A 23,750-nucleotide genomic window follows, 5' to 3' on the forward strand; every position below is an offset into this window, starting at 1 on the left:
CGCAGGCAGGCCAGGGCCCTCCGCCGGGAATGTCCCGAGGGATCACGAAGTTGACAATGACAGACTCAAGTTTGGCCGGGTCGGAGGGACCGACCGGCATCCAAATCTGACCGAGAAAGAGGACCCGTGGCCTTCGACCCCAACCGCTGGACGCAGCGCACGCAAGAAGCCGTGCAAGCCGCCATCGCCGCGGCCCGGGCGGCGAGCAACCCGGAGATCACCCCCGACCACCTGCTGGCCGCGATGCTGGGCCAGGACGACACCGCGACCCTGCCCACCTTGCAGCGTGTCGGCGTCGCCCCCCTCAGCCTGCGCAACAAGATGGACGAGGCGCTGGCCAAGCTGCCCCACAGCTACGGCGGCAACGACCCGCAGACCTCCCGCGCCATGCGCGACACCTTCGAGCGGGCCGACAAGGAGCGCGCCGACCTGGGCGACGAGTACCTGTCGATCGAGCACCTGCTCCTGGCCCTGGCCGACCGGGTCGGGGTCAGCCGCGCCGATCTGCTCGCCGCCCTCAAGGAGGTGCGCGGCAGCCACCGGGTGACCAGCCAGAACCCCGAGGAGCAGTACCAGGCCCTCGAGAAGTACGGCCGGGACCTGACCGAGGACGCCCGCAAAGGCAAGCTGGACCCGGTCATCGGCCGCGACGAGGAGATCCGCCGGGTCATCCAGGTGCTGTCCCGGCGCACCAAGAACAACCCGGTGCTCATCGGCGAGCCCGGCGTCGGCAAGACCGCCATCGTGGAGGGCCTGGCCCGGCGCATCGTGGCCAACGACGTGCCCGAGAGCCTGCGAGGCAAGCGGCTGCTGGCCCTCGACCTCGGCTCGATGGTCGCCGGCTCGAAGTACCGCGGCGAGTTCGAGGAGCGGCTGAAGGCGGTGCTCAAGGAGATCACCGACTCGCAAGGTGAGGTCATCACCTTCATCGACGAGCTGCACACCATCGTCGGCGCCGGCGCGGCCGAGGGGGCCATGGACGCCGGCAACATGATCAAGCCGATGCTGGCCCGCGGCGAGCTGCGCCTGATCGGCGCCACGACCCTCGACGAGTACCGCAAGCACATCGAGAAGGACGCGGCCCTCGAGCGCCGGTTCCAGCAGGTGTACGTCGGCGAGCCCTCGGTCAGTGACTCGGTGGGGATCCTCCGCGGCTTGAAGGAGCGCTACGAGGTCCACCACGGCGTCACCATCAACGACGCCGCGCTGGTCGCCGCCGCGGTGCTCTCCGACCGGTACATCACCGGCCGGTTCCTGCCGGACAAGGCCATCGACCTGGTCGACGAGGCCGCCAGCCGGCTGCGCATCGAGCTGGACTCCAAGCCGACCGAGATCGACGTGTTGGACCGGCGGATCGCCCAGCTGGAGATCGAGAAGCTGGCGCTGGAGAAGGAGACCGACCCGGCGTCGGTGGAGCGCCTGGCCAAGCTGGAAGAGGAGATGGCCAACCTCAAGGAGCACGCCGCCGCCCTCACGGCGCGCTGGCAGAACGAGAAGGAGGCGGCCGACGCCATCACCGCCCTCCAGGAGACCCTGGAGGCCAAGAAGGGCGACATGGAGCGCTTCACCCGCGACGGTGACCTGGCCCGGGCGTCGGAGATCCAGTACGGGGAGCTGCCGTCCCTGCAGCGCCAGATCGACGAGGCCACCGCCCGCCTGGCCGGCCTGCAAGGCGAGTCCAAGATGGTCAAGCGGGAGGTCGACGAGGAGGACATCGCCGAGGTGGTGTCCAAGTGGACCGGCGTGCCGGTCAGCCGCCTGCTGGAAGGCGAGGTGGCCAAGCTGGTCCGGATGGAGGACGTCCTCCACGAGCGCGTCGTCGGCCAGGATCAGGCCGTCTCCGCGGTGGCCAACGCCATCCGCCGTTCCCGCAGCGGCCTGTCGGACCCGGACCGCCCGATCGGCAGCTTCTTGTTCCTCGGCCCGACCGGCGTCGGCAAGACCGAGCTGGCCCGGACCCTCGCCGACTATCTCTTCGACGACCCGAAGTCGATGGTCCGCATCGACATGAGCGAGTACATGGAGAAGCACTCCGTGGCCCGCCTGGTCGGTGCCCCCCCGGGGTATGTGGGCTACGACGAGGGCGGGCAGCTGACCGAGGCCGTGCGGCGCCGCCCGTACGCGGTGATCCTCCTCGACGAGGTGGAGAAAGCGCACCCGGACGTGTTCAACATCCTGCTTCAGGTGCTCGACGACGGCCGCCTGACAGACGGTCAGGGCCGCACCGTCAACTTCACCAACACGGTGCTGATCATGACCTCGAACTACCAGGGAGACCTGCGCGAGGCGTTCCGGCCCGAGTTCCTCAACCGGATCGACGAGATCGTCCGGTTCCGGCCGCTCACCGAGGACGACCTGACCAAGGTCGTCGACATCCAGCTGCAGGACCTGTCACGGCGCCTCGAGGCGCGCCGGCTGAGCCTGGTAGTCACCCCCGAGGCCCGGGCGTGGCTGGCCCGCCGGGGCTACGACCCGGTGTTCGGGGCCCGGCCGCTCAAGCGGCTGATCCAAAAGCAGGTCGGGGACCGCCTGGCCATGGCCCTCCTGGAGGGCCGCTACAAGGACGGCGACACCGTCACCGTCGACGCGGTGCCGGCGACCACCGGCCTCCCGGTCCTCACAGGCGACGGCCTGTCGCTCGGGCCGGAGGACGGCGAGGATGGCACCGGGCGGGCTGCGGACGCCGGCGAGGAGCTGGTCCTGCGCTGACCCGGGCGGCGATCTGATCGGTCGCCCCCCGCAGAACCTTCTCTCAGGTCCCGACCCGCTCGATGACCGCCTTGGCCGCCGAGCGGGTCGACTTGTGCCTGGCCTTCTTGGCCAGGCGCTGCAGGTCGGCGCCGAGGTCGGCGCCGCCGACCTCGGCCAGGAGGGCGGGGATCTCGTCGGCCACCAAGCTGTCGGGGTCGTCGGCCCGCTCGAGGAGGGCGGCGCGCACGTCGACGGTCCGGCCGGCGACCTCCTGGCCGGCGTAGGGCAGCCACATCGCGGCGTGGCGGGCGGCCATCAGCCGGGTGAACCCGCTGCCGGCGTCGAGCAACCCGAGAAGCGCCGGCCACGCGGAGGGGTCACCGAGCTCGGCCAGGTAGGCGGCGGCCAACCAGCCGGCCATCGAGGCGTCGGCATCCGACGCGACGGCGGCCAGCGCCGGCCGGCCCTCCTCGTCGTGGCCGAGCAGGACCAGGGACATGGCGGCCTCGACGTAGGCCAGGGCCCGGCTGCCCAGATCCGACGGGTCGCTGCCGGCGAGGACCTCGCGCAGCCGGCCGGCGAGACGGTCGGACGCGGCGGGGTCGGGGCAGGCGCAGCGCCCGGCGAGGAACGCCGCCTGGGGCAGACGGGTCGCGTCGCGGGACGCGAACACCGCGTCGAGCTGCTCCAAGCTCAACCCGGGCCCGGCGTCAACAGTCGGCTCGGCGTCAACGGTCGGCTCGGCGTCGACGGACGCTTCGGCGTCGCCGCCGGCGAGCAGCTCCTCGGCTTCGGCCCGGAAGAGGTTCTCCTCCCGGCGCAGCACCAGCGCGGTGCGCGACGGGTACCCCCGATCGGTGATCTCCGGACGGCAGGGGCCGCCGTCGTCGTGCACGCCGGTGCCCTACGCCCCGGCGCCGACGGTGGCGTTGTCGGGCTTGGCCTTTGCCTTGTCGGTCTTGGCCTTCGCCTTGGCCTCGGCCTTCTCCAGCGCGGCGCCCTTCTTGGTCACCGCGGCGGCCAGCTTCAAGTAGGGGTCCTTGCCGTCACCGAACGCCCGGATCTCGCCCGGGTAGTTGTAGTAGGTGTTGCCGACGCCGCGCATGTAGGTGGTCACCGCGTTCTGCAACGCCACGGTGGTGTCGTTGACGATGGCCTGCACCTTCGGCTGGATCTTCGCCGGGTCCTTGCGCTCGCTGTCGTTGAGGTCGATCGTCTTCTTGGACAGATAGTCGGCGGCGAAGGTTTTCCCCTGGCCGCTGGCCCACTTTTGCACGTCTTTGGCGTGGAACTTCTCGTGGCGTTCGCACAGCTTCTGGGACCAGTAGGTCTGGCGGGGTGCCACCCACGACGCGTCGGTGAGGGCCGGGGTCAAGTCCGCGGCGATCTCCTTGTAGGTCGCGGCGGTCACCGCCGGTGAGCTGGCCGACGCGATGTCGGTGTGGCCGCCGCTGCTGGTTCCCCAGGTCACCTTCTGGGTGAACTTCGCCGACAGGGTGAGCGACGACCCCTTCTTGCCGGTCTTGGACTTGAAGTCGGTGGAGCTGGCGACGAACCCGCGGTTGATCGCCCCGAACGGGCTGGGGTTGAATCCCCCCGTGATCTCGGTGCCGACCTTGGCTTTGGGGACGATGGCATCGCTATCGCCGCCGCGGGGCGGCTCGGAACTGCGCTCGACGGAGCTGTCGACGTCGAGGCCGGCCACGGTGATCGGCACCCGCCAGCGCCCGGCCGTCGACCGCGGCGCCGAGCCCGACGGGGCGGGGGAGGACGGAGCGATCCGCGCCCCGGAGCGGTCCGCCTCAATGCCCGGCGGCGGTCCCTCGATCTCCTGCGACGATTCGGTCAGCTTCGAGTCGGGGACCACGCCGGCGGTCACCGCGTCGCCGGACTCCTCCACCTCGGCCTCCGACGCCTCCTCCTCGGCTTCTTCGGAGTCGTTCCCGGCCCGCTGCAAAGCGCGGGCCGCGGAGGCTCCCTGCTGGAGGGTGTGGGTCAGCTCGTGGGCCAGGAGGTGGCGGCCGCCGTCGCTGTCCAGGCTGGGGGCGCCGCCGCGGAAGAAGATGTCCGATCCGACGGTGAACGCCCGGGCTCCCATCTTCCGGTTGAGCAGGTCCGCTTCCGCTCCCTGGTGTACCCGGACCGCCGAGAAGTCGGCTCCGAACGCGGACTCCATCTCCCGCTGCGCGCCCCGCTCCAGCGGGGACCCGCCGCCGCGAGCCCGCTCGACGGCCCGGGCGGTCGCGTCGTCTAGCTCGCCGCCCTCGGGGCCGACCGGTCCGGCCGACGGCGCGGCGGCCCGGCGCTGCACCTGCCGCACCCTTTGCACCCGCCGGGCCAGTTCCGCGCCGTCGCGGCCGGCGGCGGTCCGGGCCGCGCCGCTGGCGGTGCCCCCACGGGCCAGCCGGCGCACGACCTCGGCTGCGACCGACTCGGCCTCCCGCTCGAAGGTGTCGTCGGCGGCGCCGACCTCGAGCGACGCCTGGATGATCGCCCCGGTGGCGCGGTTGCCGGCCCGGGCCTGCAGCCCGAGAAGCCCGGCGCCGGGACCCGCGGCCGGTGCGGGCTTGGCGGGGGCCGGCTCGGCGCTCTCCGCTCGACGTGGCTGCACCTCGCGCATCGCTTCCCCTCCGTTGCCGGCTGCTGACAGCCCGGAGTGTACGCCGAGCGTGGCTCCGGTGCGTTCTTAACGAATTTTGTGCGAGGTGAGCCGGCGTTCGGTCCCAGAGTGCGGCACACTCGCGTCGTGGCCAGAAAATCCGCGATGCAAAGCGCCTTCGGGCGCATCGAGTCCGAGTACCGCCAGCCGGCCGGCGTGTTCGGCGGCGACCCGGCGACGCCGGGCCTCCCGCCCTATCCCTTCGCGCCCGAGACCCGGTTCTCCGCGGCCCGGACCTACGACAAGCTGATCGTCCTGGTCGTCTTGGCGCTGGTGTCCGCCGCGGTCGGCTACGTAGCGGTGCCCTCCGGTGTGGCCTTCGCCTGCATGGCCGCGGCGTTCGGGTTGGTCCTGGTCAGCTGGTTCCGGATGCAGTGGGCCAAGGTCATCGCTCCCGCCTACTCGATCCTCGAGGGGGTGGCTCTCGGCGCGGTGTCGGGGGCCTACTCCACCCTCGGACACGGCATAGTGCCGCTGGCCATCGTGTTCACCGCCGCGGTGTTCGTCGCCACGCTGGTCCTCTACCGCACTGGGCTGGTGCGGGTCACCCCCCGGATGATGAGCCTGGCCATGATCGGCGGTTTCGGGATCATGGTCGTCGCCCTCCTCTCCTTCGTCGGGCTGTCGGTCCCCGGCGTCAACAGCTTCGGGACTTTCGGGCTGCTGTTTGGCATCTTCGCCCTGGCCGTAGCGGTGCTCAACTTGTTCACCGACTTCGAGTGGGTGACCCGTTCGGAGGCCATCGGCGTGTCAGCGGAGGGGGAGTGGCCCGCGGCGTTCGCCATGATGACCGCCCTGGTGCTGGTCTACATCTCCATGCTGCGGATCTTGGCCTCCGCCTACGGCGGGCGGCGCAGCTAAAGCCTCATCCCTCCTGCGCCGATAGCTGCCGAGGGCCGGCGAAGGCCCCCGGAAGCACCGGCGGAACCACAAGGAGGGCTCCATGCCCGCGACATCGGGGGCGTCGCCCCGCACCATCACCCGCACCATCACCCGCGTCGTCAGCGTCGCCGGCGGCGTCTTGGCGGTGGCCACCACGGCCCTCGTCGGGGTCGGCGCCGGCGCCGCCCACGCGGCGACCACGCCTGCCGACGGGGTAGCGGTCGGAGTCGCCGGCAACCATCTCGTCGACGCGGCCGGGCATCCGTTGCGGCTGGTCGGCGTCGACCGCTCGGGCACCGAGTACGCCTGCGTGCAGGGTTGGGGCTTCGCCGACGGGCCGACCGACGCCGCGTCGGTGGCGGCGATCGCCGCCTGGCACGTGAACGCGGTGCGGGTCCCGCTCAACGAGGACTGCTGGCTCGGCGTCAACGGGGTCAGCCCGACCTGGTCGGGGGCCGCCTACCGCAGCTTCATCGCCGGCTACGTCCACGAGCTCAACCAGGCCGGCATCACCGCCGTACTCGATCTCCACTGGGGTGCCCCCGGCGCCGCCGTGGCCACCGGCCAAGAGGCGATGCCCGACGCCAGCCACGCCCCCGCGTTTTGGACCTCGGTCGCCGGCGTCTTCCGGTCGACCCCCGGCGTCGTGTTCGACCTGTTCAACGAGCCCCACGACGTGAGCTGGTCGTGCTGGCTGAGCGGCTGCACGATGCCCGGCGGCTGGCAGGCCGCGGGCATGCAGTCGCTGCTCGACGCGGTGCGGGCGACCGGCGCGACGCAGCCGGTCATGGTCGAGGGGCTGAACTGGGGCGGGGATCTCTCCGGGTGGGCGGCCAACGCACCGCTCGACCCCGGGCACGCGCTGGTCGCGAGCGTCCACCTCTACAACTTCTCGGGCTGCAACACCGCGGCATGCTGGGACGCCACGGTGGCGCCGGTGGCCGCCAGCGTGCCGGTGGTGACCGGCGAGGTGGGGGAGACCGACTGCTCGAGCGGGTTCACCGACACCTACACCGCCTGGGCCGACGCACACGGGATCTCCTACCTGGCGTGGGCTTGGGACGCCGGTGGCGGCTGGAGCTGCAGCAACGGCCCCGGCATCCTGCAGGACTACGCGGGGACCCCCAACAGCGACGGCGTCGGGTACCGGGACCACCTGGCGGCGCTCGCCGCGGTGCGCACCTCCTACGCGCTGACCCAGTCGTGGGGCAACGGCGGGATCGGCGACTTGACGGTCACCAACACCGGGACCGAGCCGGTGGGGACCACCGCTGACCCCTGGACCATCCGCTTCGCCCTGCCGGCCACCGCGAGCGTCACCGACATGTGGAACGCCACCCTGAGCGCGGATACCGACGGCGTGGTCACCGCCACCGCCCCGAGCTACACGCCGGTCCTGGCCCCCGGACAGTCGATCACCATCGGGTACGTCCTCGCCGGCACGCTGTCGCCGCCCGCCGAGGTCGACGTGGACGGCGCCGCCGCAAGGTGACGGGCAGGCGGCGCCCGGCTCGCGGCCGCTAGCCTGGCGAGGTGCCCGCAACCGTCATCGTCGGCACCCAGTGGGGTGATGAGGGGAAAGGCAAGCTGACCGATCTCCTGGCCAAGGAGATGACCGTGGTCGTGCGCTACCAAGGCGGTCACAACGCCGGGCACACGATCGTGGTCGGCGGCGAGACCTTCGCCCTGCAGCTGCTGCCCTCCGGGGTCCTCTACGACCACATCACCCCGGTCATCGGCAACGGCGTCGTAGTCGACCCGAAGGTCCTCCTCGACGAGATCGACACCCTGACCCGGGCCGGGGTGGACTGCAGCCGCCTCAAGCTTTCGGGCAGCGCCCACCTGATCATGCCGTACCACCAGGAGATCGACGCGCTCACGGAGCGGTACCTGGGGCGCAACAAGCTGGGGACGACCAAGCGGGGCATCGGCCCGGCGTACGCCGACAAGGCCGCCCGGGTCGGCATCCGGGTCCAAGACCTCCTCGACCCGAAGATCTTCCGCCAGAAACTCGACGTGGCCCTCAAAGAGAAAAACCAGATCCTGGCCAAGGTCTACAACCGCCTGCCGCTCAGCGCCGACGACATCGCAGCCCGCTACCTCGACGAGTACGCCCCCAAGCTGGCGCCGCTCATCGACGACACCGTGGCGATCGTGCACCGGGCCCTCGACGCCGGCGAGGAGGTGCTGCTGGAGGGGGCGCAGGCCACGTTCCTCGACCTGGACCACGGCACGTACCCCTTCGTCACCTCGTCCAACCCGGTCGCCGGCGGCGCCTGCATCGGCGCCGGCGTAGGCCCCCGCGACATCGGCCGGGTGATCGGCATCGCCAAGGCGTACGTCACCAGGGTCGGGTCGGGGCCGTTCCCGACCGAACTGGAAGACGAGGTCGGGGATCTGCTCGTCGACCGGGGCCACGAGTACGGCACCAACACCGGCCGGCGCCGACGGACCGGGTGGTTCGACGCGGTGATGATCCGCCAGGCCGCGTGGCTCAACTCGCTCTCCGAGGTGGCGCTGACCAAGCTGGACGTGCTCGACACCCTCGAGACGCTCAAGGTGTGCGTCGCGTACGAGGCCGACGGGGTTCGCTACGACCACATGCCCTACCACCAGTCGACGCTGCACGACGCCACCCCGGTGTACGAGGAGCTGCCCGGATGGCAGAGCGACACGTCGGGGGCCACCGAGCTGGCGCAGCTGCCCAAGCAGGCCCGGGCCTACGTCGAGTTCCTCGCCGAGCAGACCGGCGTGGCGATCAACCTGGTCGGGGTCGGGCCGGGACGCGAGCAGTTCGTGCGGTTCGGGGGATCGTGACCGCCCACCCCCAACCCCTCAAGGCGTGAGCAACGGCTGGGACCGGGACCGACCCACGGTGTGCGTGGTCGGTTCCGGCGGGAGGGAGCATGCCCTCGCCTCGGCTCTGGCCCGCACCGCGGAGGTGATCGTCGCGCCCGGCAACGCCGGGATGGCGGCGCTCTCCGCGGGGGAGTTCTCCTGCGTCGACGCCGACCCGGAGGACATCGACGCCGACTTGTGGGTCGTGGGACCCGAGGCGCCGCTCGTCAACGGGCTGGCCGACCGGCTCCGGGCCCAGGGAAAGCTGGTGTTCGGGCCCGGCTCCGACGGGGCCCGCCTCGAGGGGTCCAAGGCGTGGATGAAGGAGATCCTGGCGTCCGCCGGCGTCCCCACCGCCGGCTACGGGGCGTTCGACGCCGAGGGGCCGGCCATCGAGTACCTCCGGTCGCTGCCGGCGCCGTGGGTCGTCAAGACCGACGGCTTGGCGGCCGGCAAAGGGGTCCTGGTCACCGACGACTTCGACGCGGCGGTCGCCGACGTACGGGCGAAGCTGTCGGGCGCGGCGTTCGGGGCGGCCGGCCGCCAGGTGGTCGTCGAGGAAGGCCTGGTCGGGCCCGAGGTGTCGGTCATGGCCATCTGCGACGGCGTCCGGGCCTGGCCGCTGGTCGCGGCCCGGGACTACAAGCGGGCCGGCGACGGAGACCGCGGGCCCAACACCGGCGGGATGGGCGCCCTGTCCCCGGTGCCCGGCGCCGGCGAAGACGTGGTCGATGCGGTGATGCGAAGCGCCGTCGAGCCGACCCTCGCCGCGCTGCGCGACCGCGGTGTCGACTACCGGGGGGTCCTCTACGCCGGGGTGATGCTCACCGCCGCGGGACCGAAGATCCTCGAGTTCAACGTCCGCTTCGGCGACCCCGAGACCCAAGTCGTGCTGCCCCGGTGGGACGGCGACGTCACCGCGGTGCTGGCCGCCGCCGCCGCGGGCCGCCTCGACGCCGCTCCGCCGATCACCTGGTCCTCCGACGCCGCGGTGACCGTCGTCCTCGCCGCCGCCGGCTACCCCGACTCGCCGCGGGCCGGCGACGCCATCACCGGCCTCGACGCGGCCGCCGCCGAGGAAGGCGTCCAGGTGTTCACCGCCGGGGTCGGCGCCGCCCCCGACTCGCCCGCAGACGCCTCCGGTCTGGTGACCGCCGGCGGCCGGGTCGTGGCCGTCACCGGGCTCGGCGCCGACATCGACGCAGCCCGATCGCGGGCGTACGCGGGCGTCAGCCACGTCGACTGGCCCGGTTTGACGTACCGTCACGACATCGCTGCGCCGAGTCCGGCCGGCAACGGCCCGGAGGTCGCCACCCCAAGGTGACCGCCGCGCCTCTCCTTTCCCACCCTCCAGCCTCCAGGGAGCATCGCACATGAACGTCGCAGTATTGATGGGATCCGCCAACGACAAGCCGAAGATGGCGCCAGCGGTGGAGACCTTGGAAAGTTTCGGGGTGACGGTGACCGAGCACGTCATGTCGGCCCACCGGACCCCGGCGGTGGTCGCCGAGTTCGCTCGCTCCGCCCGCGACGCCGGCTACGGGGTGATCATCTGCGGGGCGGGCATGGCCGCCCACCTGGCCGGGGCGGTCGCCGGGCAGACCACCCTGCCGGTGATCGGCGTCCCGCTGTCGGGGGGCGCCATCGGCGGCATCGACGCGCTCTACGCCACCGTGCAGATGCCCCGCGGCGTCCCGGTGGCCACCGTCGCCATCGACGGGTCGGCCAACGCGGCGCTGCTCGCGGTCCAGATCCTGGCCCTCAACGACAAGTCCCTCGCCGACCGGCTCGCCGCCTACCGGGCCGAGTGGCTGAAGGCCTGAGGAGACCGATCTCATGACTGCACCCACCCACATCGCCTCCGGCAAGGTCCGGGACATCTACGAGCTCGACGCCCAGACCCTGCTCTTCGTCGCCTCCGACCGCATGTCCGCGTTCGACGTGGTCATGGCCGAACCGATCCCCGACAAGGGACGGGTCCTGACCGCGATCAGCGCGTTCTGGTTCGATCGGCTGGCCGACGTCGCCCCCTCCCACCTCGTCGGCCTCGACGTCCCGCCGGCCGCGGCCGACCTCGGCGCCGACCTCGCCGGGCGGGTCATGGTCGTGCGCAAAGCCGAGATGCTGCCGATCGAGTGCATCGTGCGGGGCTACCTGTCGGGCTCGGCGTGGTCCGAGTACAAAAAGCACGGCACCATGCACGGTCAGCAGCTCCCCGCCGGGCTGCGCCAGTCCGAGCAGCTCCCCGAGCCGGTGTTCACCCCCTCGACCAAGGCGACCGAAGGCCACGACGAGAACATCTCCTACCAGGCCGCGGTCGACCTGGTCGGCGAGGAGCTGGCGTCGGAAGCCCGGCGGATCTCGCTGCAGGCCTACCAGGCCGGCGCCGAGTGGGCCGCCACCAAGGGGATCATCATCGCCGACACCAAGTTCGAGCTTGGGATCATCGACGGCAAGCTGGCCCTGTGCGACGAGGTCTTGACCCCCGACTCGTCCCGGTTCTGGCCGGCGGAGGCGTGGGCGCCGGGGGAGACCCCCCCGTCGTTCGACAAGCAGCCGCTGCGGGACTGGCTGGAGAGCACCGGATGGGACAAGCAGCCGCCCCCGCCGGCCCTGCCGGCCACGGTGGTCGACCAGACCCGGTCCCGTTACATCGCGGCCTACGAGCGGCTCACCGCCCTGTCCTTCGCGGACTGGCCCGGCGTCTCCTGATGGCCGCCTACGACGTGCTCGTGGAAGTCGCCCTCCGGCCCGGCATCGCCGACCCGCAGGGCGCGACCATCGAGCGGGCCCTCCCGGCTCTCGGTTTCACCGGGATCAGCGGCGTCCGCAGCGGCAAGGCGTTCCGGTTCTCGGTGGACGCCGCGACGCCCGCGGCGGCGCAGGCCGCGGCGGAGGACCTCTGCCGGCGGTTCCTCACCAACCCGGTCATCGAGGACTCGGTGGTCACCGTCGCCGCCGGCGCCGGCCCGTCGTGACCGCCCGCGTCGGGGTGGTGCTGTTCCCGGGTACCAACTGCGAGCACGACGTGGCGGCCGCGGTCGACGCCCTCGGCGGCAGCGCGTCGCTGGTGTGGCACGGGGCGTCCTCGCTCGGCGACGTCGACGCGGTGGTCCTGCCCGGCGGCTTCGCCCACGGCGACTACCTGCGCCCCGGCGCCATCGCCCGCTTCTCGCCGGTGATGGAAGCGGTCAGCTCGTTCGCGGCGGCGGGCGGCCCGGTGGTCGGCATCTGCAACGGCTTCCAGGTCCTCGCCGAGGCCCACCTGCTTCCCGGCGCCCTGCAGAAAAACGCCGGGTTGAGCTTCGTCTGCGACACCGTCGACCTGGTCGTCGCCTCCTCCGCCTCGGTGCTGACCGCGGGAGTGCCGGTCGGCACGGCGCTGCGGATCCCGATCAACCACTTCGAAGGCAACTACACCTGCGACCCGGCCACCCTCGAGCAGCTGCGGGCCGAGGACCGCATCGTGTTGCGCTACCGGCGCAACCCGAACGGCTCCGTCGACGACATCGCCGGGATCGCCAACCAGGCCGGGAACGTCGTGGGGCTCATGCCGCACCCCGAACGGGCCTGCGACCCGCTGCTCGGATCCGACGACGGCCGGGTGCTGCTCGGCGCTCTCCTGGCGTCGGCCGGGGCGCGGGTGGGCGCATGACCTCTCCGTCCCCCTCGCCGACCGGCGGGGTCGTGCTGCACCGGGCGCTCGGGTTGACCGACGACGAGGCTGCGGCGATCACGTCGCTGCTCGGGCGCGAACCCAACCACCTGGAACTGGCCATGTACGCGGTGATGTGGAGCGAGCACTGCTCCTACAAGTCGTCGCGGGTCCACCTGGGGCGGCTGCCGACCGAGGGCGAGCAGGTCCTGGTCGGTCCCGGCGAGAACGCCGGGGTGATCGACGCCGGCGGCGGCATGGCCGTCGCCTTGCGCATCGAGAGCCACAATCATCCCTCCGCCATCGAGCCCTACCAGGGCGCCGCGACCGGCGTCGGCGGCATCCTGCGCGACATCTTCACCATGGGCGCCCGGCCCATCGCGATCATGGACCCGCTCCGCTTCGGTCCCCTCGACGACGCCCGCAGCCGGTGGATCGCGTCCGGGGTCATCGCCGGCATCTCCGGCTACGGCAACTCCGTCGGAGTGCCGACCGTCGGCGGCGAGGTGGTCTTCGACGCCTGCTACGCCGACAACCCGCTCGTCAACGTCCTCTGTTGCGGGGTGCTGCCCGCCGACCGCCTGGTCCTCGGCGCGGCGACGGGGGTCGGCAACCTGGCCGTGCTGCTCGGCTCCGCCACCGGCCGCGACGGCATCGGCGGCGTGTCGGTGCTGGCCTCCGCCGGGTTCAGCGACGACGCGGCGGCCGAGGAAGCCAAACGGCCCAACGTCCAAGTCGGCGACCCCTTCGAGGAGAAGCGGCTGATCGAGGCCTGCCTGGAGCTGCTCGACGCCAAGCTGGTCGTCGGCATCCAGGACCTCGGCGGCGCCGGGCTGACCTGCGCGACCAGCGAGACGGCGTCGCGCGGCGGCGTCGGCATGGACGTCAGCGTCGCCGACGTCCCCCAGCGCGAGACCGGCATGGAGGCGTGGGAGGTGCTGACCTCCGAGAGCCAGGAGCGCATGCTGGCCATCGTCACCCCCGCCTCCCTCGACCGGGTGCTCGAGGTCTGCGGCCGCTGGGAGGTGCGCGCTGCGGTCGTCGGGAAGGTCACCGACACCGGCCGGCTGCGGATCCTGACGTCCTTCGACGCCGACGCCGACGTGCTCGCCGACGTGCCGGCCAGCACCCTCCACGAGGACGCACCCAAGTACCACCGGCCGCTGGCCCGCCCCGCCTGGCTCGACGAGCTGGCCGCCGCCGACCCCGCCGCGCTGGCAGCCCCCGACGACTGCGGCGCTGATCTCCTGTCGCTGCTGGTCGACCCGGCGTGGGTGTACCGCCAGTACGACCATCAGCTGTTCCTCAACACCGTCGTCGCTCCCGGCGGCGACGCCGCGCTGCTGCGCTTGGCCGCGCCGGGAGTACGCGGACCGCTCGACCCGGCCGGCGGCGGTTTCGAAGGCGCGGCCGACGCGATCGCCCTCTCCACCGACGGCAACGCCCGCTGGTGCGCCCTCGACCCGCGGGCGGGGACCATCGCCGTCGTCGCCGAGTCGGCCCTCAACCTGGCCTGCGTCGGGGCCCGCCCCGTCGCCCTGGTCAACTGCCTCAATTTCGGCAACCCGGAACACCCCGAAGTGATGTGGCAGCTGTCGGAGGCCATCGACGGCATGTCCGAGGCGTGCGTGGCCCTCGGCATCCCGGTGATCGGCGGCAACGTCAGCCTCTACAACGAGAGCCGAGGCCGGGACATCGACCCGACCCCGGTGGTCGGCACCCTCGGCCTGGTCGACCGCCTGGAGCGCCGCCCGCCGCCGCCCGCCTTGAGCGCCGGCAGCCGCATTGTGATGATCGCCCCGGCCGCGGCCATCGCCGGCGGCAGCCTCGGCGGGTCGCTGGCGGGCAGCCTGTGGGCCGACAAGGTCCGGGGCCATCGCGGCGGCGTCCTGCCTCCTGTCGACCTCGACACCCACGGCCGGCTCCTCGCCATGGTCGCCGACCTGGTCGGCGCCGGCATCCCGGCCGGCGTCCACGACGTCTCCGAAGGCGGCATCGGCCTGGCGCTGGCGGAGATGGCCGTCGCCGGGCGCACCGGGTGCCAGGTGAGCGGGATCGCCGACCACGTCGCGCTGTTCGGTGAGGGGCCGTCACGGGTGCTGGTGGCCCTCCCGGCGTCGGAGGCGTCCGGCGGCGCACAGATCCTCGCCGACCTGGTCGCCCGGGCCGACGCCGCCGGGCTGGCCGTCGTGGAGCTGGGCGCAGCCGGCGGCGACCGGATCGTGGTCGAGGGCCTCCTCGACGTCTCCGTCGAGGAGGCCGGCTTCGCCTCCACGTCGGTCCTCGACGACGCCTTGGGGTTGGGTGGCGGAGCGGCCTGAGCTGACCGGCGGGCCTGCTTCAGCGCGCCGAAGGCCGCAGATGAGGCCGGCCACGCACCCGAGCCGCCGCGAACTCCTCCCGGCATGAGAGAATGAGCGGCGTGCATGACGCGCTGATGGGCCCCGACGCTGCGCCGCCCGTCACCAGCCGGTGGGAGCCCGGCCCGGCCCGGGCCGACGAGGACAGCTCCCCCCGGGAGGCGTGCGGCGTGTTCGGGGTGTTCGCCCGGAGCCGATCCGTCGCCCACGTGACCTTCGACGGCCTCTACGCCCTCCAGCACCGCGGCCAGGAGGCCGCCGGCATGGCGGTGAGCGACGGCGCCGACATCCTCGTCGTCAAGGACATGGGCCTGGTCACCAACGTCTTCAACGAGTACAAGCTGGCCGGCCTCGAGGGTCAGCTGGCCATCGGCCACACCCGGTACTCGACGACCGGGTCGTCGACCTGGCACAACGCCCAGCCGGTGTACCGCACCGCCGGCGACGGGGTGTTCGCCCTCGGCCACAACGGCAACCTGACCAACACCGCGGCGCTCGCCGAGGAGGCCGGCATGCTGCCGGGCGTGGTGACCAGCGACAGCGACGTGATCGCCGAGCTGCTCGCCCACCACCTAGACGCCCACCCCGACGAGACCCTGGTCGACGCCCTCCACGCGGTGCTGCCCCGCCTGGAGGGGGCGTTCTCGCTGGTGCTGCTGGACAAGGAGCGGGTGATCGCGGTCCGGGACCGCTTCGGGTTCCGGCCCCTCTGCCTCGGCACCCTCGGCGAAGGCGAGTGGGTGGTGGCGTCGGAGACCCCGGCGCTCGACATCTGCGGCGCCCAGTTCGTCCGGGAGCTCGAACCAGGCGAGCTGCTGGTCATCGACGGCAACGGCGTCAAGAGCATGACCCCGTTCCCGGCGGATCGGATCGAACCCCGGCTCTGCCTGTTCGAGTTCGTCTACCTGGCCCGCCCCGACAGCCGTCTCTACGGCCAGGAGCTGCACACCGCCCGGTTCCGGATGGGTGAGCTGCTGGCCGAGCAGGCGCCCGTCGACGCCGACATGGTGATGGGCGTCCCCGACTCCGGGCTCCCCGCCGCCGAGGGCTACGCCCGGCGCAGCGGGATCCCCTACGGGACCGGGCTGGTCAAGAACCGCTACATCGGCCGGACCTTCATCGTCCCCGACCAGGCCCAACGGGCCCAAGGGGTGCGCCGCAAGCTCAACCCGCTGCGCGACACCATCGAGGGTCGCCGGCTGATCGTGGTCGACGACTCCATCGTGCGGGGCACCACCACCAAGGCCATGGTCGCCATGCTGCGCGAGACCGGCGCGGCGGAGGTGCACCTGCGGATCTCCTCGCCGCCCTACCGCTGGCCGTGCTACTTCGGGCTGGACACCGGCACCCGCTCCGAGCTGATCGCCGCCAACATGGAGGTCGACGAGATCCGGGATTTCGTCGGCGCCGACAGCCTCGCCTACCTGGAGCTCGACGCTCTCAAGCAGGCCACCGGCGCGCCGACCGCCGGCTTTTGTGACGCCTGCCTAACCGGCGACTACCCAGTCGACGTGCCCGTCACGCTGCTGGCCACGCCGGCCCTCGGCTGAGCGCCCGCAGCAGGCAGACCAGGACCGCGCCGGGGCGCCCGGAGGTGCGGGGCGGCCCGCCGACGTGCTACCGAAGAGCCCGTGACTGACGAGCGCAGCAGCGCCACCCCCGCCCCCCTGACCTACGCGGAGGCCGGCGTCGACATCGACGCCGCCGACCGGGCGGTCGACGCGATGCGCGACCTGGTCGCGTCGACCGCCGGGCGCCCGGGCGTCCTCGGCGCGATCGGCGGCTTCGGCGGCATGTTCGAGGTCCCGACCGGCTACCGCCGCCCGGTGCTGGTCTCCTCCACCGACGGGGTCGGCACCAAGATGGCGGTGGCGATGGCCACCGGCCGCTTCGGCACCGTCGGGATCGACCTGGTCGCCATGTGCGTCGACGATCTGGTCTGCTCCGGGGCGTCCCCGCTGTTCTTCCTCGACTACCAGCTGCTGGGCAAGGTCGACCCGGCCCAGGTCCGGGAGCTGATGACCGGGATCGCCGCCGGCTGCCGGACCGCGGGGGCGGCCATCGTCGGCGGGGAGCTGGCCGAGCACCCCGGGCTGCTGGCCCCCGGCGAGGTCGACATGGCCGGCTTCGCGGTCGGGATCGTCGAACACGACCGGATCATCGACGGCCCGGCCCGGTGCCGGGCCGGCGACGCGCTCCTCGCCCTGCCGTCACCGGGGCTGCGCTCCAACGGGTACTCGCTGGCCCGCCGGGCCCTCCTCGACACCGCCGGGCGCCCGCTCGACGGGCCGGCGTGGGACGGGGCCTCCACCACCCTCGCCGACGAGCTGCTACGCCCGTCGGTCATCTACGCCCCGGCCGTCACCGGCCTCCTGGCCGATCCCGGCCCCGGCTCCGACGCCGCCCCGGCCGCCGCCGGCCCCGCTCCTGACGGGCCCGGCGGCGAGGGGGCCTCGCCGGTGCGCGTGCACGCCATCGCCCACATCACCGGCGGAGGGCTCCCCGGCAACCTGCCCCGGGTCCTCCCCTCCCACCTCGACGCGGTGGTGGACCCGGCCCGGTGGGAGCGGCCCCGCATCTTCCGGGAGATCCAAGCCGCCGGGTCGGTGAGCGAAACCGAGATGCGCCGAGTGTTCAACCTCGGCGTCGGGATGGTCATCGTCCTCCCGGCCGACGACGTCCCCGACGCAATAGACATACTTGCCGGTCTGGGTCAAGAGCCGTTGGTAATCGGCCATCTAGCCGAAGGAGGGTCTGGTCAGGTCCGCTTCAAAGACTAGTCATTTGTGTCCACATAAATGACTCTTGTGGGCCATAGGCAGCGAAACTCCCTGACTCGTACAGTCTTACTCAAATCGGACACTACGAAGGAAGTATGCGAGATGGCTGACCAGACCCAGACCGACGCACTGCTGACGCCCGCCGAAGTTGCCGCACTTTTCCGCGTGAACCCCAAGACGGTGACCCGTTGGGCCCGGGCCGGCAAGATCACCGCGATCCGCACGCTGGGCGGCCATCGCCGCTTCCGGGCCTCCGAGATCCGCCGGTGCCTCGAGCAGCTCGAGACCGACCAGATCGCCTGATCGTCTGATCGCTCCTCCTCCCCGGGGCCGGCTTCCGCGCCGGGCGTCGAGCGCAGGCCTGTACGCTCCGCCCGTGGACCCGCAACTCACAGGGGCGCCCCGGCCCCGCTCGTCGTGCCCGCCCGCCGCCGCCCCGCCGGACCAGCCGTCCGTGCCGGCGGCCCCGGACCGGGTCGAGCGCTGAGCGGGCCTGGGTCGCTGCCCCTCCCCGCGGGGTTCAGCGCCTACACCGGCCGGATCGGGTTGCGCGCCGAAGGCGACGACGTGTGGGTGGTGCTCGGACAGCCCGGCACCACCTGCGCCGCGGTGTTCACCAAGAGCCGCTTCGCCGGGCCGAGCGTCACGGTGTCAAGGGCTCACCTGGCCACCGGCCGCCCGAGGGCCGCGGTGGTCGTCGCCAAGAACGCCAACGTCGCCACCGGCGACCCCGGCCGGCGCGACGCGGAGGAGGTAGCCGCCCTCGTCGCGGCCGCCGCCGGCACCGCCCCGGAGGACGTGCTGGTGGCCAGCACCGGGGTGATCGGCCGGCGCTACCCGATGGACGCGGTGCGCTCCCACCTGCAGGCCCTGCCGCCGGTCCCGGCCTGGCACGCCGGGCCGTCCGACCTGGCCCGAGCGATGATGACCACCGACACCCACCCGAAGGTCGCGGCCCGCCCGGCCGGCGGGGCGCAGGTCGTCGGGGTGGCCAAAGGCGTCGGGATGATCGAACCGGACATGGCCACGATGCTGGCGTTCGTGTTCACCGACGCCGAGGTCGAGACCGCGACGCTGGACCGGCTGTGGCGGCGCGCCGTCGAGCGGACGTTCAACTGCTTGAGCGTGGACAGCGACACGTCGACTTCGGACTCTGCGGTGGTCTTCGCCAGCGGCGTCGCCGGGCCCGTCGACGAGATCGTGCTGTCCCAGGCCCTCTCCGAGGTGTGCCTGGACCTCACGTTGCAGCTGGCCCGGGACGGGGAGGGAGCGACCAAGCTGCTGACGGTGACGGTCAGCTCCGCCCGCGACGACGACCAGGCCCGCCGGGTGGCCAAAGCGGTGCTCAACTCGCCTCTGGTCAAGACCGCGGTCCACGGCGCGGACCCCAACTGGGGTCGGGTGGCGATGGCCGTCGGCAAGTGCTCGGATGACACCGACATCGACCAGGACCAGGTGGTCATCCGCTTCGGTGACATGGAGACCTACCCCACCGACCCGGGCCCCGAGGGGCTGAGCCGGTTGCGCGCCATCATGGCCGCCGACCACGTGGACATCGAGATCGACCTGGGCATCGCCTACGGGTCGGCCACGGTGTACGGCTGCGACCTCTCCGACGGGTACGTGCGGATCAACGCCGACTACACCACCTAGGCGCCCCGGCGCGATGATCGGGTCGATGGCCTTCCTCGCTGCGGCCCGCCTGGCCGAAACCGGGATGGGCGCCATGAACATGGCGCCGCGCTCCCAGACCGTCGACCTGCACACCGTGGTGACCGGGTGGGCCACCGGGCCCTTCGCCTGGGTGGTTCTGGCCGGATGCGTGTACGCCGCGGTGTGGTATCTCCGGGCGGCCGGGAAGCTGCGGGCCAAGGGCCGGACGTGGCACGCCCGCCGCACCGTGGCGTTCTTCGCCGGGTTGGTGTGCGTGGAGCTGGCCCTCGGCTCCGCGGTTGCCACCCTGTCGATGACCCACTTCGAGGCCCACATCGTCCAGCACCTGCTGCTGATGGTCGCCGGGCCGCCGCTCCTCGCTCTGGGGGCCCCTTCGACGCTGATCCTCCAGACCGCCGACAAGCGGATCCGTCACGCCTGGCTGAAGGTGTTGCACTCGCCGCCGTTCGCGGTGCTGACCCACCCGGTGGCGGTGTGGTTCATGTACTACGGCGCGATGTTCGCGTTCTTCTTGAGCCCGCTGCTCGCCAACGCCATGGACCACCCGGCGATCATGGACCTCTGGAACGTCGGCTTCCTGTTCGGCGCCGCGTGCTTCTGGTGGCCGATGGTCGGCCTGGACCCGATCCCCCGGTGGCGGATGGGCTACGGCCTGCGCTTCGTGAACCTGCTGATCGGCGTCCCGTTCGAGTCGTTCCTCGGCATCGCCCTGCTCTCGCTGCACACCCCGGTCGCGCCGATGTACACCCTGGCCAGCTCCCACGCCGGTGGCGGCGTGCTGTGGGGCATGACCGAGCTGTTCACGGTCATCGCCATGGTCCCGATCTTCGCCCAGTGGAGCCGGTCCGACCTGCGGGAGGGCCGGCGCATGGACGCCCGCCTCGACGCGGAGGCGGCCGCCGCGGCGGCCGGCGTCGCGCTGCCAGCCCGCCCGAGCGGGCCGGATCCCTCCAAGCAGCGGGGCCTGGCGGCGACGTTCGCGGCCATCCGCCGCGACGCCTGACGCCCGGCCCGGCTCTACCCGCCTTCGGGGCTAGCCGCGTTTGGGGCTAGTCGCCCTCGGGTTCGTCGTCTTCGGCGTACACGGCGGTGGAAACCGTGCCGAGGGCGGTGGAGATGAACAGCAGGATGGTCAACGCGTGCACCGCGGTGCAGTACAGGCAGATGGCGTCGAGGCGGAACAGCTCCACGTAGATCAGCCACAGCACCAACCCGACGCCGACCACCGTCGCGCCCAGGCGGGCCAGCCGCAGCGGGGCCCACTGTGAGCGCCACGCCGCCGGCAGCTGCAGGGGCACCATCCCGACGAAGAACGCCAGGCCGAGCACCGAGACCGGCAGCCCGAACACCCGGGAGTAGGAGCTGGTGGTGACCTTGGAGCAGTTGATCAGGCCGGTGTCGGGACACGACAGGTTGCTGGCGCTGGTGTAGTGGGCGTAGGTCAGGTAGGCGGCGACGGCGACGCCGGCGACGGTCAGGACCAGCCCGACGATCGACGGCCATCGAGCGGCGGGGCGCTCCCCGCCGCCGGGAGGATCGCAGGCGGATCGGTCCCCGCCGTCGGTCGTGTCGTGGCCGGAGGCGGGCCGGCCGGTGGCGGTCATCGCGCTGGGCGCAGCCGGCTCAAGAAGCCGACGCCGGCGCCTTCGTGATGACCGACGGGAACGCCTTGCACGCGGCGTTGTCGTGCAGCGACTGCCCGCCGGTCAGGGCGCAGATGTCGGAGACGAGCACGCCGGCGGTGGCGTCGATGTCCGCGCCGATCGGGGTGGTCCCGCCGTTGGGCAGCTGGCTGGCGATGGCGTCGAAGCTTTGATGCGACATCGTCGAGTTGACGAAGTTGATCCCGTCTTGGATCCACTTGCCGCCGATGTCGAGGAACGGGATGCCCCCGCTTTGGGTGTACGGCGGCCCGTCGAACTTGGTGAGAATGGCGGTCTCGGCCTTGGTCGGCGTCTCGAGCGTCTTGCCGCTGACGGTCTGCTGCTCGACCGGCTTGAAGACGATGTAGGGGCTGGAGTACGTCGACTGGTAGAAGGTGAAGGTGGGGACGCTGGCGACGCTGTCGTTGGGGGTCGACGTGACCGAGCGCAGACCGGTGAAGGTACCGAACTGGTTGAGGGCCATCGCCAGGGCCCACCGCTCGCCGGCGCAGTACGGGCAGTACTCGGCGCCGATGTAGAGCACCTCCGGCTTGCCTGCGGAGGTCAGCGCGCTGGAGGTCACCGCGAAGGGGTAGGCGCCGAGCTTGCGGTGCTCGGCGGCGGTGGCCATCTCCGCCGGGGTCACCCCCATCACCTGGTCGAGGGCGGCGGTCGAGATCGCCGAGCGCTTGTCGAGCCCGCTGTTGGAGCCGCCGCCGCCGGCCTTGACGCCGACGATCACCGCCACCACCGCGACGACCACGACGACCGCGGCCATCGCCAGGTAGCGCTGCTGGCGCCGCTTGGAAGCCCGGAAGTTGGCCTGCTTGCCCTTGTTGGGCTGCTTGCCTGGACGCGGCGGCGGCTTGTTGCCGCCGCCCGGACGGGGGGGTACCGAGGTCGCCACGCCACGGAACTATAAGGGAGCCCACCCCGCCGGCGGTAAGCGGGAACCGGCCGCCCGGCCGGGTCGTCCAAGCGGTGGTGGAGACCGGTCGCGGCCAGCACGGCAGGTGGGCCGCCGGGCGCGGCCCGGACCGGGTCCGGTGGGTAGGCTCCCGGGCATCGACCTCGACCGCGACGGCGACGCGGAGCTGGTGGCCGCGGCGCGGGCCGGGGAACGCCCCGCGATGGAACGGCTGCTGCGCCGCCACCACGACCGGCTGTACGCGGTGTGCCGGCGGGTCACCGGCGACGACGTCGACGCCGCGGACGCCACCCAGGACGCGATGATCGCCATCGTGCGCGGCCTGGCCAGCTTCGACGGGCGCGCGTCGTTTTCCACCTGGTCGCATCGGGTGGCGCTCAACGCTGCTCTCGACGAGCTGCGCCGCCGTCGCCGGCGTCCCCTGCCGGCGCTGGACGGTACCGGCCCGAGGGACGGGGGAAGCGAACCCGGCGGGGTCGGACGCCCGGTCCCGAGCGACGAAGGCCGAGGCGCGCGGGGCGGCGATCTGGGCGCCGACGTCGCCGACCGCCTGGACATCGACGCGGCGCTCGGCCGCCTGCCGACAGAGTTCAAGGTGGCGGTGGTCCTGCGGGACCTGGCCGGGCTGCCCTACGCCGAGATCGCTGACATCCTCGACGTGCCGGTCGGGACGGTCCGCTCCCGCATCGCCCGGGGCCGCGACGCGCTGGCCGCCCTGCTGCCCGATCGCGGGCCCGCCGGGGGCGCCCGATTCGAGCGAGGCGCGCCGCGGTGACCCATCTCGACATCGAGGCGCTGTCCGCGCTCATCGACGGTCAGGCCACCCCGCCCGAGGAGGCCCACGCCGCTTCCTGCCCTGTGTGCCAGGAGTCGGCTGCCCGGTTGCGGCGCGCTGCGTCCGCCGCTGGGGTTCCGCCGGTCCGCCGCGACCCCGCCCAGGTTGACGCTTCGGTGGCCGCCGCCCTCGCCGCCTGGGAGGGGTCGCCGCCCGTGCCGGCGCCGACGGGGGATGAGCCTCCCGGGTCGGCGGGCCGGCCGTCGGCACGGGGCCGTCCGGGGTGGCTGGTGCCGTCGCTGGCGGTGGCCGCGGCGGTGTTCGTGGTCCTCGGCGCCGTCGCTCTGCTCGGGCAGCGAAGCACGCCGACCAGCTCGAGCGGCGCGTCTAAGGGCGCCGCAGCGGCGCCCAGCGCCGGGGCCGCCGACTCCGCATCCGCCTCGCTGGGAGTGTTCTCCGAGCCCGGGCCGCTCGTCGCGGCGATCCGGGGCCGCCTCGCGGGCGAAGCCCCGGACACTGGCAGTCGCGCGAGCACGACCACCTCGCCCGGCGTCCAGGAGCCGGTCGTCCTCGCCCCGGCCTGCAGCGCCGCCGTGCGCGCCGCGGCCCTGGCCACCCCCGGCGCCCCCAGCGCGGACGGGGCGCCCTCCCCGGCCGGCTCGCTGACCTGGCGGGGCACCCCGGCCCTGGCCTACCTGGTCCCCCCCGTGGGGCGGGCGCCGGCGGCGGGGGCGGTCGTGGTCGTGATCGCATCCGAGGCGCTTACGCCGCCGCCGGCCGGCGGATGCCGGGTCCTCGCCACCGGGCGGTTGTGACCGTGGCGTGCGTCCCCGCCGCCTCGCCGGCCGCCCCCGTCCATGGCGTC

21 protein-coding genes are annotated in these 23,750 nt (G+C 72.7%); 17 read left to right on the top strand and 4 right to left on the bottom strand.

Features of this window, described 5'->3' with window-relative positions; all coding sequences use genetic code 11:
- Positions 1 to 126 precede the first annotated feature (126 nt).
- On the top strand, positions 127 to 2,709 hold the full coding sequence (locus tag K6U06_RS01145) for an ATP-dependent Clp protease ATP-binding subunit (RefSeq protein WP_262320045.1): 2,583 nt from the start codon (positions 127 to 129) through the stop codon (positions 2,707 to 2,709).
- Positions 2,710 to 2,752: 43 nt separating this feature from the next.
- Here K6U06_RS01145 and K6U06_RS01150 read toward each other — a convergent pair whose 3' ends face one another.
- Both K6U06_RS01150 and K6U06_RS01155 read right to left on the bottom strand, forming a co-directional pair.
- A complete protein-coding gene (locus K6U06_RS01150; RefSeq protein ID WP_262320046.1) occupies positions 2,753 to 3,586 on the bottom strand; it encodes a hypothetical protein in 834 nt (277 codons plus the stop codon).
- A 9-nt stretch (positions 3,587 to 3,595) separates the two neighbouring features.
- Positions 3,596 to 5,311, bottom strand: coding sequence for a DUF4157 domain-containing protein (locus K6U06_RS01155; RefSeq protein WP_262320047.1), 1,716 nt, complete (start codon positions 5,309 to 5,311; stop codon positions 3,596 to 3,598).
- Between the two features lie 126 nt (positions 5,312 to 5,437).
- Between K6U06_RS01155 and K6U06_RS01160 the strand changes: the two genes are divergently transcribed.
- The 14 genes from K6U06_RS01160 (at position 5,438) to K6U06_RS01225 (ending at position 20,542) form a co-directional block, all read left to right on the top strand.
- Positions 5,438 to 6,211 carry a Bax inhibitor-1/YccA family protein gene (locus K6U06_RS01160; RefSeq protein ID WP_262320048.1) on the top strand — a complete coding sequence of 258 codons (774 nt, stop codon included), beginning with the start codon at positions 5,438 to 5,440 and terminating at the stop codon, positions 6,209 to 6,211.
- Positions 6,212 to 6,293: 82 nt separating this feature from the next.
- The gene (locus tag K6U06_RS01165) at positions 6,294 to 7,724 is read left to right on the top strand and encodes a cellulase family glycosylhydrolase (protein WP_262320049.1); all 1,431 of its coding nucleotides are present in this window, start codon (positions 6,294 to 6,296) and stop codon (positions 7,722 to 7,724) included.
- Between the two features lie 41 nt (positions 7,725 to 7,765).
- Positions 7,766 to 9,049, top strand: coding sequence for an adenylosuccinate synthase (locus tag K6U06_RS01170; RefSeq protein ID WP_262320050.1), 1,284 nt, complete (start codon positions 7,766 to 7,768; stop codon positions 9,047 to 9,049).
- Between the two features lie 25 nt (positions 9,050 to 9,074).
- Positions 9,075 to 10,394 (top strand): phosphoribosylamine--glycine ligase, encoded by a 1,320-nt coding sequence (purD, locus tag K6U06_RS01175; RefSeq protein ID WP_262320051.1) that lies wholly within the window; start codon positions 9,075 to 9,077, stop codon positions 10,392 to 10,394.
- A 49-nt stretch (positions 10,395 to 10,443) separates the two neighbouring features.
- Positions 10,444 to 10,893: a 5-(carboxyamino)imidazole ribonucleotide mutase gene (gene purE, locus K6U06_RS01180; protein ID WP_262320052.1), complete on the top strand. Its 450-nt coding sequence runs from the start codon at positions 10,444 to 10,446 to the stop codon at positions 10,891 to 10,893.
- Between the two features lie 13 nt (positions 10,894 to 10,906).
- Positions 10,907 to 11,782, top strand: a complete 876-nt coding sequence (locus K6U06_RS01185) for a phosphoribosylaminoimidazolesuccinocarboxamide synthase (protein WP_262320053.1) — start codon at positions 10,907 to 10,909, stop codon at positions 11,780 to 11,782.
- Positions 11,782 to 12,048 (top strand): phosphoribosylformylglycinamidine synthase subunit PurS, encoded by a 267-nt coding sequence (gene purS / locus K6U06_RS01190; RefSeq protein WP_262320054.1) that lies wholly within the window; start codon positions 11,782 to 11,784, stop codon positions 12,046 to 12,048. The genes K6U06_RS01185 and purS overlap by 1 nt, the downstream gene beginning before the upstream one ends.
- Entirely contained in the window at positions 12,045 to 12,725 is a 681-nt protein-coding gene (gene purQ / locus K6U06_RS01195; RefSeq protein ID WP_262320055.1) for a phosphoribosylformylglycinamidine synthase subunit PurQ, read from the top strand. Before purS ends, purQ begins: the two co-directional genes overlap by 4 nt.
- Positions 12,722 to 15,046, top strand: coding sequence for a phosphoribosylformylglycinamidine synthase subunit PurL (gene purL / locus K6U06_RS01200; RefSeq protein ID WP_262320056.1), 2,325 nt, complete (start codon positions 12,722 to 12,724; stop codon positions 15,044 to 15,046). The genes purQ and purL overlap by 4 nt, the downstream gene beginning before the upstream one ends.
- Before the next feature lie 92 nt (positions 15,047 to 15,138).
- A complete protein-coding gene (gene purF / locus K6U06_RS01205) occupies positions 15,139 to 16,635 on the top strand; it encodes an amidophosphoribosyltransferase (protein ID WP_262320057.1) in 1,497 nt (498 codons plus the stop codon).
- A gap of 81 nt (positions 16,636 to 16,716) precedes the next feature.
- The gene (gene purM / locus K6U06_RS01210) at positions 16,717 to 17,865 is read left to right on the top strand and encodes a phosphoribosylformylglycinamidine cyclo-ligase (protein WP_262320058.1); all 1,149 of its coding nucleotides are present in this window, start codon (positions 16,717 to 16,719) and stop codon (positions 17,863 to 17,865) included.
- Positions 17,866 to 17,967: 102 nt separating this feature from the next.
- Positions 17,968 to 18,168: a BldC family transcriptional regulator gene (locus K6U06_RS01215; RefSeq protein ID WP_262320059.1), complete on the top strand. Its 201-nt coding sequence runs from the start codon at positions 17,968 to 17,970 to the stop codon at positions 18,166 to 18,168.
- A 180-nt stretch (positions 18,169 to 18,348) separates the two neighbouring features.
- Entirely contained in the window at positions 18,349 to 19,518 is a 1,170-nt protein-coding gene (gene argJ, locus K6U06_RS01220) for a bifunctional glutamate N-acetyltransferase/amino-acid acetyltransferase ArgJ (RefSeq protein ID WP_410050962.1), read from the top strand.
- 25 nt (positions 19,519 to 19,543) lie between these two features.
- A complete protein-coding gene (locus K6U06_RS01225; RefSeq protein WP_262320061.1) occupies positions 19,544 to 20,542 on the top strand; it encodes a cytochrome c oxidase assembly protein in 999 nt (332 codons plus the stop codon).
- Positions 20,543 to 20,588: 46 nt separating this feature from the next.
- Here K6U06_RS01225 and K6U06_RS01230 read toward each other — a convergent pair whose 3' ends face one another.
- Together K6U06_RS01230 and K6U06_RS01235 are read right to left on the bottom strand one after the other, a co-directional pair.
- Entirely contained in the window at positions 20,589 to 21,143 is a 555-nt protein-coding gene (locus tag K6U06_RS01230; RefSeq protein ID WP_262320062.1) for a vitamin K epoxide reductase family protein, read from the bottom strand.
- A gap of 19 nt (positions 21,144 to 21,162) precedes the next feature.
- Positions 21,163 to 22,089 (bottom strand): DUF929 domain-containing protein, encoded by a 927-nt coding sequence (locus tag K6U06_RS01235; RefSeq protein ID WP_262320063.1) that lies wholly within the window; start codon positions 22,087 to 22,089, stop codon positions 21,163 to 21,165.
- 139 nt (positions 22,090 to 22,228) lie between these two features.
- Here K6U06_RS01235 and K6U06_RS01240 point away from each other — a divergent pair, with 139 nt between their 5' ends.
- The gene (locus K6U06_RS01240) at positions 22,229 to 22,885 is read left to right on the top strand and encodes an RNA polymerase sigma factor (protein WP_262320064.1); all 657 of its coding nucleotides are present in this window, start codon (positions 22,229 to 22,231) and stop codon (positions 22,883 to 22,885) included.
- A complete protein-coding gene (locus K6U06_RS01245; RefSeq protein ID WP_262320065.1) occupies positions 22,882 to 23,700 on the top strand; it encodes a hypothetical protein in 819 nt (272 codons plus the stop codon). Before K6U06_RS01240 ends, K6U06_RS01245 begins: the two co-directional genes overlap by 4 nt.
- Positions 23,701 to 23,750: the final 50 nt, after the last annotated feature.

Source organism: Acidiferrimicrobium sp. IK, assembly GCF_025499425.1.
GTDB lineage: Bacteria > Actinomycetota > Acidimicrobiia > Acidimicrobiales > Palsa-688 > Acidiferrimicrobium.